9 protein-coding genes are annotated in these 14,318 nt (G+C 24.9%); 1 reads left to right on the top strand and 8 read right to left on the bottom strand.

The annotated features are described in order from the left end of the window. Positions 1–36: 36 nt before the first annotated feature. Positions 37–675: a DUF4145 domain-containing protein gene (locus ASKIR_RS09765; RefSeq protein WP_115588063.1), complete on the top strand. Its 639-nt coding sequence runs from the start codon at positions 37–39 to the stop codon at positions 673–675. Between the two features lie 176 nt (positions 676–851). Here ASKIR_RS09765 and ASKIR_RS09760 read toward each other — a convergent pair whose 3' ends face one another. The 8 genes from ASKIR_RS09760 to ASKIR_RS09725 all read right to left on the bottom strand — a co-directional run bounded on the left by ASKIR_RS09760 (position 852) and on the right by ASKIR_RS09725 (position 14,116). Beyond that, a complete protein-coding gene (locus tag ASKIR_RS09760) occupies positions 852–1,778 on the bottom strand; it encodes a tyrosine-type recombinase/integrase (protein WP_115588064.1) in 927 nt (308 codons plus the stop codon). 132 nt (positions 1,779–1,910) lie between these two features. Further along, positions 1,911–5,810 (bottom strand): type IIG restriction enzyme/methyltransferase, encoded by a 3,900-nt coding sequence (locus tag ASKIR_RS09755; RefSeq protein WP_115588065.1) that lies wholly within the window; start codon positions 5,808–5,810, stop codon positions 1,911–1,913. 178 nt (positions 5,811–5,988) lie between these two features. Further along, positions 5,989–8,472, bottom strand: a complete 2,484-nt coding sequence (locus tag ASKIR_RS09750; RefSeq protein ID WP_115588066.1) for a S8 family peptidase — start codon at positions 8,470–8,472, stop codon at positions 5,989–5,991. 3 nt (positions 8,473–8,475) lie between these two features. After that, positions 8,476–9,462, bottom strand: a complete 987-nt coding sequence (locus tag ASKIR_RS09745) for an AAA family ATPase (RefSeq protein ID WP_115588067.1) — start codon at positions 9,460–9,462, stop codon at positions 8,476–8,478. Positions 9,463–9,517: 55 nt separating this feature from the next. Then, a complete protein-coding gene (locus tag ASKIR_RS09740; RefSeq protein WP_115588068.1) occupies positions 9,518–10,693 on the bottom strand; it encodes a TniQ family protein in 1,176 nt (391 codons plus the stop codon). 1 nt (position 10,694) lies between these two features. After that, positions 10,695–11,564: a TniB family NTP-binding protein gene (locus tag ASKIR_RS09735; protein WP_115588069.1), complete on the bottom strand. Its 870-nt coding sequence runs from the start codon at positions 11,562–11,564 to the stop codon at positions 10,695–10,697. Positions 11,565–11,568: 4 nt separating this feature from the next. After that, positions 11,569–13,455, bottom strand: coding sequence for a Mu transposase C-terminal domain-containing protein (locus ASKIR_RS09730; RefSeq protein ID WP_115588070.1), 1,887 nt, complete (start codon positions 13,453–13,455; stop codon positions 11,569–11,571). After that, the gene (locus ASKIR_RS09725) at positions 13,448–14,116 is read right to left on the bottom strand and encodes a TnsA endonuclease N-terminal domain-containing protein (protein WP_115588071.1); all 669 of its coding nucleotides are present in this window, start codon (positions 14,114–14,116) and stop codon (positions 13,448–13,450) included. Before ASKIR_RS09725 ends, ASKIR_RS09730 begins: the two co-directional genes overlap by 8 nt. Positions 14,117–14,318: the final 202 nt, after the last annotated feature.

The raw sequence follows: 14,318 nt of genomic DNA, 5'->3' as shown, positions 1-14,318 counted from the left end.
TTATCTGATTTAATATAATAGCAAAGGAAACTTGATATGAAATGTCCTCATTGTAAAAATTATATACATATAAATTTCCAAAATGAAGAACTAGGTGTGGATAATAAGTATTATTGGTATGTTAGGTATGAAAACTGTCCTTCTTGTAAAAAAAAGATAATATTTTTACTAAATACTCCTTTTTCTGGTGATATAAACTTAAAAAATGAATTTCTAGTTTATCCAAAAATTAGTTCATGTGACAATGCACCAAATGAAGTGCCATCACATATTGCAGAAGACTTCAATGAAGCTGGATTAATTTTAAATGATAGCCCAAAAGCTAGTGCAGCTCTTAGTAGAAGATGTTTACAAACTATTATTCATGAACATTTTAAAATTAAGAAAAAGAATTTATCTGAAGAGATAGACGAAGTTATGACGAAAGTTCCAGAATATATTTCTAAACAACTAGATGCAATAAGACAAATTGGTAATTTTTCAGCTCATCCTATAAAAAGTCAAAATACAGGTGAAATAGTAAATGTAGAAACGGGGGAAGCAGAATGGTGTTTAGACATTCTTCAATCACTTTTTCAATTTTGTTATGTACAGCCTAAAATTGCTGAAGAAAAAATGGTAGAATTAAATAAAAAATTAGAAGAATGTGGGAAACCTCTACTAAAAGGAAATTAAAATAATACAATAGGATTTTAACTAATATAGTTTAGTTTACTTTGCCACTTTTTTAGGGTAAATAATTAGATGAAATAATTATTTTTATAATAATAAATTTAGTAACCTTTGTATAAAATCAATTAACGATAATTAATTTACTTGGAGTAACTAGACTTTTTAAGTCTAGTTTATTATTAATTAAGAAAATTTAGAGTTCTTCTTGGATGTTTTGTATTGAGTAATTTTCTTTGATGCTTTGTATTTACTTTTGTATAGATTTGGGTAGTTGATATTGAAGAATGTCCCAACATATTTTGGATATATCTTACATCCACTCCTTCTTCTAGGAGTAGTGTTGCAAAAGAGTGCCTAAACATATGAGGAGTAACACTTTTTAGACCTAATTTTTCTTCATATTTATGTATCATAGCTCTAATAGATTGTTCTGAAAAATTGTTATTTAATCTATTTAGTAAAAAATGTTTAGTTTCATTATCTTTTATTTTAAATAATATGCAGTACTCTTTTAATAATAGTAAAACTTCTTTGTCGCAGATTTGCATTATTCTTTCTTTTGAGCCTTTGCCAAATATTTTGATAATGCCTTGCTTTATATTTATTTCATTTTTCTTTAAATTTGATAGTTCAGATACTCTTATTCCAGTTGAAAATAATATTTCAATGGTAACTATATCTCTTACTAGAAGGTTGTATCTAAAAGTAGATTTATCATAAATATTTTTTAAATCATATAGATATTTTAAAATAGTTTTAATTTCTTTAATATCTAGTGTTTTAGGTAGTAATTTTGGTTCTTTTAGAGACAGTCTTAATTTTCTAAATGGATTTATTTCTAAAATTTCATCAAACTCTAGGTAATTAAAAAAAGTTTTTAATACCGCTATTTTTCGTTTTATAGTTTTTATTTTGTAAGGATGGTTAAATAAACTTTCAACATAATCTTTTAGATCAAATTTTGATATTTCATTTATTTTATAATTTTTAAATTTCTCTAAAAATTGATTTAAATCTGCATCGTAAGCATGCATAGTTTTTAAACTTAGATTCTTTTCATAAACACAATGAAATCTAAATTTTTCAATTGCTTTTGGTAATACCATGTAACTCCTTTAAATTAAAAGTGGGAGTTTAGTTATTAGTTACTTTTAATGCTATGAAGTATGAGAGTTTTATATATTATTTTAGAATTATTTTGATAGAATCAATTAACGATAATAAAGAATTATACTTCTTTAATAAATTCCATCGATTTTTTCTATATCATCATCATTGAGATTATATAACTCATAAAATATTTTATTTAAATTATTTTCTAACTTAACTATTTCTTCTGTACTATCAGTAGAATTAAGCCTTGAGATAAGAATAATTTTGTCTATTAGATTATTGATATTATCCATTGAAATATGATTATTATCAATATTTAAAATTGGTAAATTTAATAATGGTTCTTTATCAATTTGAAAATTGTCACCTTGCATTTTCCCTTTATACTTTAACCAAAATGTAATTATTTTAGAGTTTAAAAGTGCAGTTAAATATTTTAAATTAATTCGATTTGATTTTATTACATAATATGCTTGATTTACATAACTATCAAAATCAACATAGCTAAACAAAGGTCTATTTACACATTTTCTTAAAGATAAAATTTTATCTCCTTTAAAAAAATATTCATTTCTTGCTCTATGAATACCATAAGGCTTATTATCTGTTGTGATAATATTTTTAAATCTATCTAAATGATATTTTAAATTTGGATAATCCCGCATTTTTTCTACATTCTTAAAACTGCTATCAGTATATATAACCCAGTATTTATTGTCTTTTTGAGTACAGTATCTATAAATTTCAGTTGAAGTATATAATGGTTTTATTATTTCTAATTCATTCAAATTTAAGTTTAAGTTTTTTAATTCTTTTGTTGATAAAATAAAAATACCTTCATTTAATCTATAATTTTCCCCTAATTTCTCCAAAGATTTTTTATTAACAAATTCTTGTTGCACTTGCACGCCATTCGTTATTTCATTTTTTTCATCTAACTTAAAATTCTTTTTTTCTTCAATTTTATTTAAAATAGATTTAATATCATTATTTAAGAAAACTATATTCTTATCAATTAAATTTTCATTAATCATCAATGATTTATATGATAGTATTTTTTTATGTGGTACTTTGTTTAAAAATTCTTTTACATTTTCCTCTTTTATTGTCTTATCTAATATTTTCGAATATTCACAATAATAATCATCTATATTTTCTGTTTTTTTAAGAGTAAATATCATTGTAAGAACATCTGCACTATCAAAAACAAAATACTCACCAAAATCAATATACTCTTCAATTTTAGTAGTCTTTAGAATTTTATTTCTAAATTTTGATGCTCCATAGTTAGAAATCCAATTATTTGTAGCAATAAAAGACAATCTACCATTGTTTTTTAATAAATCTATTCCTTTACAAGCAAACAAAAACCATAAATCTATTTTACCTTTATAGCAAGATGCATCGTGTAATCCAATAAAAGCTTCTTTATTATCAGGTTCTCTTATGTATGGAGGATTTCCAATAATTGCATCAAAACCTAAAAATTTTCCATCATTATCTAAGATCTCAGGGAAGTCAAATCTCCATTCAAAAGAATTTTCATATATTTTATTACTTTCTATTTCTTTTATATCTAAGTATATTTTATTAATAATTTTAAGCATATCATTTTTTATCTTTTGTGCTTCAGCTAATTGAGATTTAGTCATAGTACTAGCAATATCAAATAAACTATTAGATGTTGCATTAACATAATTTGATACTATTTCTTTTGATAAACCTTCGTATCCAAATTGTTGCACATAACCTTTTTTTACTTCTTTCTTATTTGTGTAGCCATTAAGTAATTTTTTTAAATTTAAAACATGTTTTGAATTATTGTTGAAATCTAAGAATAACTCTTTTCTTAAATTAAGTATATGTTCTTTAATTTTATGTTTCTCTATTTTATCCTTGCTACTTTTATACTCTTTTACAAGCCCTTTATAGTTATCTATTTTTTCTTTTACTTGTTTTGGTATATTTTCGTTATCTACTAATGGAAATTTACTTAATAATGAATTTCCATCTTTAATATTTATATCAATATTCGGTAAGATTTGTAAATATTCAAAGCCACTTTCCTCGGTATAATAAGTGTGTTTTAATAGTTCTATCCATAATCTTAATCTACAAATATTAACAGAGTTTCTATTTATATCAACTCCAAATAAACAATTTTCTATAATTTTTTGTTTTTCTAAAAATATTGTTTCTTGAACAATATGATTATCGCTTACGGTCTTAGGCCTTTTATAAGTAAAATATTCATTATCTATAGTTTTTATTGCTAAATCATCATTCTCTATTAAGATTTTATAATCTCTAATTTTCTTTCCATTTTTATCTTCTAGAATACCCAAATCTGATTTTAATTTAATTATTTCATTTAGCATTGAAACTAAATAGTGCCCACTTCCAACTGCAGGATCACATATTCTTAAACTATTAATAATATCATTTGCTTCAGATATATTTTCAATTTTATTATACAAATCGTTTAAATTATTACAATTCCAACCTTTGATTTCATTAAATTTATCTACAACTATTTTTTCTAGAATATTTTTTGACATAAATGTAGTAATATAACTTGGAGTATAAAAACTACCGTCTTTATAGCCATTTATTTTTTCAAAAATCAATCCCAATACTGATGAGCTAATTAGTTCTTTGTGCTGGTCTTCAATGGTATTACTATTATTTAAACTTCCAAAACTATATGAATTCAAAAAGTCATATAAATAATGAAGAGGATTACTCTCCCCAGACATCTTTTTACCATTAAAATCTTTTAAAACAGTATTTTTATAAATTTTAATTTTTGAAGTAGAATCGAGTTGAGAAATAAGCATTAATTTTCTCTCTTCTTCAGATTGTTCAAAAAGTGAACTATTTAGATAAGGTATAAAACTATATTTCTTTTTTACTTCCTCATTTCTTTGATTTGGTTTTTTAGATAATACATGAAAGAAAAGCTTTTCAAGTTCACCAAAATCTTTAATAAACTCTTTTTTAAGAAAAGCATAATTTTCATTTTTAGAAAATCCAGTAAGTTGATTTTCAAAAAGCTTTAAAAATATAATTCTATTTAACCAGACTATAATTAATGAAATTATGCTATTAAAGTTTTTGTCTTCATTTTTAGATAGTTCACTATAACTATCAAGTTTAGAATAAATATTTTCAAAGAAAGATCCATCTTGTCTATTTTCTCTTACTCTTATAATTCTTTTTTTACCATTAACTTTTGCTTCTTCTAATCCTAATATATAAAGTAATTCATCGTAAAAGTTTTTATTCAAAGAATTACTATCATTGGGAGTAAAATCTTTTAATAATGTATCAGGGCTTAGTAGTTTATATACATTACTTAAATTGTTCTCTGAATTATTATAATTAAGTTCTTTTAATGTAAAAGAACTTACTTCTATTAATTCATTATAGATATCATCAAATAAGGATTCCCTTCTGGTATTTAATAAAGATTCACAAAAAGGTTTAGCAATTGAAAAATAGAAAAACTCCGTTCTATCATCTAAAGTTTTTTTATTTTCCCAGTCTAAAAATCTTTTTCTAAATAATTTATTATTCCAGAAAATTCTTTCATATTCAGATGCATCAATAATATACCAATTATGAACATTTGTTATAATTATGTGTTTTAAATCTACGTTTCCTTGATTTCTTTCTTTCATGAAATATAATATTGTTTCAAAAAATGCTTTTCTAAGAAAATTTTCTTTATTTACCATTTCTGATTCATTTATGATTCTTTTTACTTCAATAATCACTTCTACTTTATTAAATTCATTAAAAATTGCCCAATCTATATCTCCAGAAGTATTTATTTTATAATTAAAAGTATTTATTAGAAAATCTCTTATAAATGTTTTTTGATTTTCTTCAGTTGCTTCAGGATTTACGTTATTCAATAATTTAAGTTGATCAATAAATATATTTAAAGTTTCAGAAGATATTGGTTTTTTCTTTAATGCTATATTAATAAAATTTTGAATTTTAATTAAATTTGGTTTTAACATATATTATCCATAATTCTTTATTATCATTAGTTTGGAGTAAAATTTTAAGAATAAGATTAATTGAAAGATTAACTATAAAAAATATTTAAATAGGACTAATTAATAATAAATAGATGATAAAATAATCTTATTTAGGCAATAAGTATAATTCGGAAATGATTTTAAAATATAAAAATAATTATATTGGGATTTGAGTTTGTATTGGAATAGTAACTTGTGTAAGTACAGGTGTGTATATATCAATATCATTAGATGGAGAATAAATACTTACAATTAAAGTATATCTAGTAACATTATCATAAGCTTCTAAATGTTTTCTTGTTTTCCACCATCCATTTGTTGGATATACTGCGATGTGATTACAAGAAGCTAATTCTACAGCTTTTCCTTTCCATACATCAGATATTATACTTCCTCTATCTCTTGTATTTTTACCAATTTTCCAATAATCTGATGTACTTAAACCACTTGATATATAGTCTTCCGTTCTATCTTGTTTATTACATCTAGTTTTGAATTCTTGCATACTTTCATTTGGGTGATTTACTTCAAATCTAAGCCCATGAGATGGATAGTTATATCTATTAAAACTACTTACAGCCATTTCTGTTGGAGCTGGTTCGATGAAGTATGATAAAGTAACTCTCATTTCTACTTCTAAAGAACCTAAATCTTCTAATGCTTCTTTAGGCCATGGAAGAGTATAAAGATTCATCACATTTGTTTTTATATCACTACCAATTTTAATAAATGGTTGAATAGTATCTTCTGCTATTAAAGTTAAACTATTTTTGTAGCAATTCACTGCCTTATCAAAATCAGGTACTCCATAACCACAAGTTCTTAATAATATTCCATAAAGATCTTTTGGTGATTGCCCTGATACTGTAAATTGTTCAATCATTTTATCTGTCCAATTAGCCGAATGAACAACTAACCCTCTAATTGTTTGAGGTGTTGCTTCTGGAAAAGTAGAATATAATCTTGCTACAAAATTCGCTCCTACTGCATTTGCTGCACTTGTTGCAAATGTCCAAGTAATTAAATCTCTATAAATATTTGAATGGGTTGTTAAGAGTGATAAATCTTCATGTTCTGTTTTATCGTTTCTTGTAGTATTTAACAAAAGATTTCCACCTTCAAATACTACATCAGGTTTTATACACCATTGTTTATCCCATAAAGAAGAAGTTGTTGTAAATGGAGATATTTCATCTTTTTGTGCCATTACTACATCATAATCAATGTATTCATCTTCTTCATCTGTAATGGTATCTTTTTGTGTATAAGCTCCAATCGTTAAAGCATTCCAAGATTGAGCTGGATTTTCTATTGGAGCCATTATATTACTGCTAATATAATTGAATGTATCATCGATATAGTCTGCATTTCCTGCTGATATACAAAAAAGTTTTTTCGTATCACCATTAAATAGTTCATTATCTATTGCAGATGACCATGAACTTGGAGTACCATCAGGTATATCTCCATTTGTATCATTTGCTGTGACAGACATTGAGAATATATGTATTTTCCCAGATTCTTTAATAGTTCTTTCCGAAACGGCTTGAGAGGTAATATATCCCCATAAGTTTACTTCATTGTCTCCAGTAGGTGGTAATATTTTATATGATGCTAAAGTATGATTTAATTCAACATTTGCTGTAGTAGTTAAATATTCATTCAAATCTCCATAAGCCGCTATCCCACTCATTTCAGTACCATGACCATTGTGATCATTTACATCCCATGATGATAAAAAAGTGTGTTTATCTTCATCTTTTAAGATATCTTTTAATAATGGGTGTACATTATTTACCCCAGTGTCTAAAATACATATCGAAACTTTAGTATCTGAATCGACAATCACTCTATCTTTTAATTCATTTACCCATTCTTTTTGGTCGATGTATTCCATACTTGTATAGGCTATATTTGGTATTGCATAAGGTCTTATTTCAGCTAAATATTGATATGAATCAATTAAATTCAAAATATCTTCAGCATTTAATTTTGCTAAAGTTATTATTCTCTCTGGAAATTTTATATTTGATTCTGTTCGAATTTCTATATTGTTGGTGTGGGTTACATTTATAAACTCTGAAATAACATCTTCATCATGAGTATTTTTATTATTAATTAACCATACTTCACACCATACTTTAGTTTCACTAGGAATTTTATCTTCTTTACCATTCCAAAATGAATTAATTGTAGCAATTTTAAAATCTTCTATAACCGCAATTAAATCATTATGTCTTGGGTTTCCTTTTTTAGTTAATTTCTCTGTATATTCTTTTATTTTTTTCTCTAAAAAATCTTTTTTCTCTAATGGTAAAAATAGTGTAGCTTTTTGTGGATTTGTATTTTTAAAATTTGATAATCTAATATCTTTTGATGAACTTTCAAGAGGTTCTATATTTAAGTCAATCCCCTCTATCCCTAAAACCTCTAAATAAATTCCTTTATTTAAAGACTCATTCTGAGATATAAGTTCAGTTTGAGAAGTTAAAAGAGATTGTAATTTTCCATACAGTCTATTTCCATGTTCAGGTGCATTTCTATAAGGTAAAGTTGAATTACCTCCACCTCTTTGAGGAGATGTGAATCTTATATCAGTTTTACATTGTCCACTAATAAATAAAGGTCTTAAATCAGGCATTTATTACGCCTCACTAATTTTTTTATACGATTCTTTTATAATTTCAAAGTTGTGAATTAAGGATGTCTTAGAGACATACTTTTTATCATTGATAATTGCTTCTTTAATAGCATCATTACATGTTTTTACAATATCTGCATGACTTAATCCTGAAGCCTTAGGTAAAATACTCTCTAAATCAAAATTAACTGTAAATGATTGTAGTCTTAGTTTTAAAAGTTTAAGTATTTCTTCTTTTGTTGGTATATCATAATATAAAATATCATCAAATCTTCTAAACAATGCTCTATCTAATAAAGCTATATTATTTGTAGCTGTGATTATTAAACTATCAGAGTTATCATTCTCTAAAAATTGTAAAAATGAGTTTAATACTCTTCTCATTTCTCCAACTTCATTATCTTTACTTCTATCGGTACCAATAGAATCAAATTCATCAAAAAAATAAACACCTTTTTGCATCTCTATCATTTTGAATATTTGTCTAAGTTTTGCACCAGTTTCACCCATAAATTTTGTAATGATTTTATCTATTTGTATTACATATAAAGGTAAATGAAGTTCTGAAGCTATAATAGAAGCTGACATTGTTTTACCAGTACCTGGATGTCCAGATAATAGAATCTTTCTTCTATGTTTTAATCCATGTTTTTTTAATTTTTCTTGATTGTTATATTCATTTAAAATTTTTACTATTTTATCATGATTAGAAGTTGAAAGGATTATTTCAGACATATCTAATATTGGTCTTGAATGAATGAATAGCTCATCAATAGTATTATTGTATAGTTTTACATTATTAGAATTAATCGCTTCTACTGTACGATTCTTTTTTGAATTATCTACAAGTTTCTTTACTTCTAGTGCTAAGGAATTATTACCAAGTGTAGCTTCATGTGCAGCTACTTGCAATGATAAAGTATCAAATCTAGTATAATCATTATCATAGTGTGATTTGATTAGTGCTTTTAGCTGAGATGCTTTTGCCATAATTCCTCTTCTTGAATTTTTACCATTATATCTTAAATGGTATTAAAAGTTAAATTTATATATTGACTAAAAATTTATAAATCTTATTAAATCTTTTATGAATACTAGGATGACATCCAACAACTTCAGCAACATTTATAATATTAACTCGTTCATTTATACTTTCTAAATATTTAATTGCACCTGATACTTCGCTTTCAACTATTTCTCTACCTTTTTTGTTTTCCATTGGTACCAAATCAAAGATTAAATTTTTGTACCAAAAAGAAGTATCTTTTAAGCTATGAAAAAAATCTCTATAAGTTACATTATTATCTTTGGCAAATTTTTTAAGGTTATATGGATAATTTTGAAATAAAAAATAAATCATTGAAGTTAAGTAAAAATCTTTATATATAAGACTTGCTTTTTTGGAGTTATACAGGTTGATTTTTTTACAAACTTCTTTATATTGATTAATTAATGGGAAATCATCTAAAATTAGTTTTTCTGCTGTATCGATTAAATAAATAAATCTTTTAAAACTATTAAAAATATAAATAGAATGAATCATTTCATTGTTAATTATAAAATAACCATCTTCTAATCCTTTTTCAAACCATTTTGTAGCTTCTAATCCATATCTATGATAATCTTCAATATTTTTGCAAACAGATGTTCTTAAATCTTTTTCACATTTACTACAAATTGCTAAATTCTTGTTGTGAGTTATTTTAGAAAAATTTACTTTTTCATAGCATACCCAGCACCTATCTGTTAAAAATAGTTCATGTTTTGTGCAAATATTATAAAATTGATATCTCCATTTTTTCCTAAAATATGGGATTTTATCTTCGGCTAAACATTTGGGACAATACATTAGTCCATAGTGATTTCTTTTATCTACAAGTTTTCTAATTTGATTTGGTGGATATAAATTATTATCACTACAAGAATATAGGTAACCTTCTTCACTTCTTAAAGACATTTTAAAAATATCTTTTTTTGTAAGATTTGATTTATTTACTAAAGCTTCAAATAACTTTTCATCATATAAAAAATCTAAATCATTTCTTGAAATAGAATTACCTTCCTTTTTTACATATAAACTTAAAAAAATAGATAATTTTCGTTTATGTTCAATTGCAACTCTTGTTAGCCAAGAACTTAAAAGTTCATCTTCAAAAGGTCGAGGAACTATCAAAAAGAAATAGTTCTGAATCCATGAAGTATCTCTTTTTCTTTTTGCCATTTTACAACTTTGGTAAATATTCTATATCATCAACTGAAATATATTCTCTTTTTGATTGGATCGCTTTTATAGATGCTTTTTTTAATAAATTTACAGTTTTACCAATTAAGCCTTCTGATTGATAAAATAATTTGCTAACTAATTCTGGATTATTTGCCATATTTGAAGCTTGTTTAAGAGGTAAGCATCTTTCATATGTTGCTACAAATGATCTAAATTTTTTATCATTATTCCACCTAGGTAATTCAAGTGCTGGAAATCTACTACTTGTTTCATTCCCTATTGATAGTGCAGAATATGCTTCTCTTGTTCCTGCTAAAACAATTGTTAGTGATAAGCTATTGCTTAATTGTTTTAAATCATCTATAAAAGTTCTTTGTTTGTTTAAATTACCTCTTAATGAACTATGTATCTCATCTATTAAAATCATTTTAGTACCTAGTTTATTTAAATGATGTTTAGCAAGATGAGATTTTGTTGCAACTTTATCAACTCTATTTTGTGGTACGCAAAGTTCATCAAGTATTAAGCTATATAATCTACTTTCATCAGGAATTGTTGGTGCTTGAAAATATATTATTGGTATCTCATAAATTGCTTCACCATCTTTTGTGACATAATCAAGTTTTGTTTTATGTAATTCATACATTCTTTTTAGAATGGCAGTTTTACCATTATTTGAATCTCCATATATTAGTAATCCTTCATGTCTCATTTGAGGTGGATCTAAAAATTTATCTTCTAAAATTTCTATTAATTTAACTGCTGCACCATAACCAATCCAATGGTCTTTTTTACAGTATAAGATTCTCTCTTCATCACTTTTACTTAAGTATTCAATAGCTTCTGATATTAAGTTTCTTTCATTCATAAATTTAGCCTATAGGATATATTTCAATATCTGAGTCATCTTCATCATTTGTATTGTTGTAAATTTTTGATAGTGGTTGATTTTCTTTGTAATCGATTCTATCTTGGTCATTTTTTAAAGTTTTTTCTTGATGTTTTTTAGAACTATCTTTTCTTCTTACTAATTTTTTCTCTTCTTTTGCTTGTGCAACATAAGAGTGTAATCTTTCATGCGCTTCAAAAATATCATGCTGTTCTAACTCTCTTCCAGATACTTTTTTTCTAGCTTCGGCAATAGCAGCTCTTAATTCTGATAAATTCATTTTAGGTTTTCTTATATCAGCATATGGAACAGTTATATAATCTTGTATATCTTCATCATAAATATAAATTTTACTAATGTCTCTTGGATCCCGTCTGCAAATGACAGTTTTTCCCAATTCAGGTTTTAATTTTTTATATTGAGTTGGAATTATATATTTTCTAAGCGTTTCACTAAGATAAGTAATATAATCAATTGTAATTCCATTTTTTTGAACAGTTCTATTTATTCCAGGAAGTAAAGCCATTCTAAGTTTTAAAGTATTTGCAACAGTTACAGGTAGAAATGGAATAGATTTGTCTTCGCCAACTCCATATAAACCTTGATAAAATTTTTCTTCAGGAGTCATTCCTAAAGAGCTATGTTCTGTTTTATGATAAACATTTATTACAAAATCTAGATACCATTTTTCTAAATTATCTATTGTCATAACAGCATTACCATCAGAATCATAATTGCCTTTTTCAAAAATATTTGAAAAAGTACTTCCTGGTAATGTATGAACTTTTTTCATACATGTACCAATAACTCTTTCTATTGCTCCACCAAATTCAGGTCTTGCTACTGGTCTATAAATATCCTCGATTCTATATTCTTTACAAAAGTTTTGTAAACTTATACTTCTAAATTCCTTAGCATTATCCATATGAACTTTTTTTGGTAATCCATAGACTGGCCATTCTCCTTTAATTCCATACTTTTTAATGAAATCATCTTTTGGTAAAATTGCATTTAATAAACATTGTCCAACACTAAAATAACTTGGTGCTTCTAAAGATATATAAAAACCAAAAATCATTCTACTATAAACATCAATAGCAACTGTAATAAATGGTCTTCCAATTGGTTTTCTTGTTTCATCATCAACTAAAATAACATCAACTTTAGTATGATCTATTTGAATAATATCTAAAGGCATTTTTACTTCAGGAAAATTGCTAGGCATTCCTCTTGTTTCATTAATCTTTATACCTTTTCTATTTTTAGCAATTATTTTTGGATGCAGGCTATTAATTCTGTTTCGTAGAGTATTTTTAGTAGGCGCTTTTATATTTAAATTTCTACATTTATATACTATTTCATCATAAATCATTTGCAATGGATATTGTTGTTTATTTAAATAATATTCTTCAATAACATCATTGATTACAGTATCAACCGATTCATCTAATCTACTTTTCCCTTTTGCTCCACAAAATTCTCTTTTTGATGATAAAGAACTAATACTTCTATATTGCTCATAAGTGTTCAGCCATCTATAAATAGTTGCAATACCTTTTTTATATTTTTTGGCAATTTTTAAAACATCATTTGCACTTCGGTCTTTTTTATCTATTAAAGATTTTATAATTTCAAATCTTTCGTTTGCTTTATTAAAATCTTTTTCACTTAGATCAACTAATGTTTTTTTATTTTCTTTTATATTTTTTGGCTCTACTATTAGTTCATGGACTTTAACGATTTTTTCATTAAATGGAGAAGTATCTCTTTTGAGTAAAACTTCATTAAAAGAAGGATAACCTTTAATGATATATTCTAAGTCTTTATAAAATATTTTTGAATCAATTTCAAATTTAATTATATTACTCATAAGATAGCTCCACTAATGAATTCATAGTAATTTTTGATAACTCTAAATTAGTTTTTAGTTTTTCTTTGCATACCAAATCCCAAATACAATTTGAAATAAGTCCGTATTCTATAGGGTTTTTTGATATTAAGTTTGCCAAGTCAAAAGCAGATATTTTATTATTTTTATTAAGTATCTTTAATATCTGATCTTCATATTTATTTTCAATAGATTGCAATTTGTATCTATATAAAAAATCCAAATTATCTAAATATATTTCACTATGTATTTTTTCAGTATAAACTTCAAAATCAAGATTCAATTTATTTACTGAAGTTTTTGCAGCTTCAAATTTTTTTTCGAAGTAATCTTTTCTTTTTTCTATTTCATTTGTATACTTAATTTCTACAATACTATCTTTTTTATTTGAGTTTTTAGCTCTTTTGATATAACAATCTGCACTATAAATTTTATTTTTACCATTGATACATATCTCTATTTGAGGCTGTTCTTGATATGAGATTACTTCATTATCAAATTCTAGAGATAAAAAATGAGCTTTTTCAAGTTTTGATTCAAAACCTATTGAAGTATTATTTTTAATACTTGGAAAATGTCCAGTTATAGAACGATAGTTCTTTTTAATTTTACGCTGAGAAAATTTTATTTCTGAATTTTCCATAGATTTTCCAAATAATTTAATTATTTTATTATATATAGATTAACTTAGTATATTATGAAATTTTTCTTCGTATTATTAATTTATATATTAATAATATTAATTATCTTTTATTTATATAAATTTAATCACAAATTAACTTTTAATAACATATAGTAGTGGTTAAGATAACTTAGATTAATTAAAAATAATTAGTTTAAAAGAT

Source organism: Aliarcobacter skirrowii CCUG 10374, assembly GCF_003544835.1.
Lineage (GTDB): Bacteria > Campylobacterota > Campylobacteria > Campylobacterales > Arcobacteraceae > Aliarcobacter > Aliarcobacter skirrowii.
The sequence above is the reverse complement of the archived record's forward strand: the minus strand, read 5'-3'. Positions and strand labels throughout refer to the sequence as shown.

Bases quoted from the DNA above. Each gene is read 5' to 3' on its own strand.
- ASKIR_RS09725 (WP_115588071.1), bottom strand. From the start codon at position 14,116: ATGGAAAATTCAGAAATAAAATTTTCTCAGCGTAAAATTAAAAAGAAC.
- ASKIR_RS09745 (WP_115588067.1), bottom strand. From the start codon at position 9,462: ATGGCAAAAGCATCTCAGCTAAAAGCACTAATCAAATCACACTATGAT.
- ASKIR_RS09765 (WP_115588063.1), top strand. From the start codon at position 37: ATGAAATGTCCTCATTGTAAAAATTATATACATATAAATTTCCAAAAT.
- ASKIR_RS09735 (WP_115588069.1), bottom strand. From the start codon at position 11,564: ATGAATGAAAGAAACTTAATATCAGAAGCTATTGAATACTTAAGTAAA.
- ASKIR_RS09750 (WP_115588066.1), bottom strand. From the start codon at position 8,472: ATGCCTGATTTAAGACCTTTATTTATTAGTGGACAATGTAAAACTGAT.
- ASKIR_RS09755 (WP_115588065.1), bottom strand. From the start codon at position 5,810: ATGTTAAAACCAAATTTAATTAAAATTCAAAATTTTATTAATATAGCA.
- ASKIR_RS09740 (WP_115588068.1), bottom strand. From the start codon at position 10,693: ATGGCAAAAAGAAAAAGAGATACTTCATGGATTCAGAACTATTTCTTT.
- ASKIR_RS09730 (WP_115588070.1), bottom strand. From the start codon at position 13,455: ATGAGTAATATAATTAAATTTGAAATTGATTCAAAAATATTTTATAAA.
- ASKIR_RS09760 (WP_115588064.1), bottom strand. From the start codon at position 1,778: ATGGTATTACCAAAAGCAATTGAAAAATTTAGATTTCATTGTGTTTAT.